Annotated in this window: 1 protein-coding gene; it reads right to left on the minus strand. The window is 68.7% G+C overall.

The features are described from left to right. The coding region (locus AP234_RS00145; RefSeq protein ID WP_152990142.1) for a helix-turn-helix domain-containing protein at nt 1-516 on the minus strand (516 nt) is incomplete at its 3' end. Nucleotides 517-582: the final 66 nt, after the last annotated feature.

Here is a 582-nt window from a genome sequence, read left to right on the forward strand (position 1 = left end):
CGTCCACATGCCCGACAAGATGTCCCCGGCCTGCCGGGACGGGATCATGGTGGCGGTCATGAACCGGGAAAACGCCAACGTCATCACCAGCACCGGCAGCATCCGCTGCTGCCCCGGCGCGACCGGGATCCTCGGCGCGGGAAACCACAGGTCGCACTGGGTGAGCTGACCGGGCTGGTAGGTCACCCGGTCCACCGGGTCAATGCCGACGTACTCGGGCCGGATACGCGCCAGCAGTTTCTTCAACGGCCCGTCCGAGTACGGCCAGCCGATCCGCTGCGCGATCACCGGCACCGGCATCCTCGGCCAGTCCCGCAGCAGCGCCCGGATCTGCCCCTCGTAGGCATCTGCGACCGACCCGCGCCGGGCCCGCTCGTACTTCGGCGGCCGGTCAGAGGCCAACGCGGCCCGCACCGTGTTGCGGGCCACCCCCAACCGCCTGGCGATCTCCTTGATGGGCACGCCCTCTGCCCTGTGCAGACGGCGGATCTCCGCCCAGTCCTCCACTTTCAGCACCCTCCACGATCTAGGAGGGGGGTCAATTTTCGGAGTACCCCAGGGGGTCAGTTTTCAGGGTCCGGC

Origin of the sequence: Sphaerimonospora mesophila, assembly GCF_001417795.1 — a bacterium.
Taxonomy (GTDB): Bacteria; Actinomycetota; Actinomycetes; order Streptosporangiales; family Streptosporangiaceae; genus Sphaerimonospora; species Sphaerimonospora mesophila.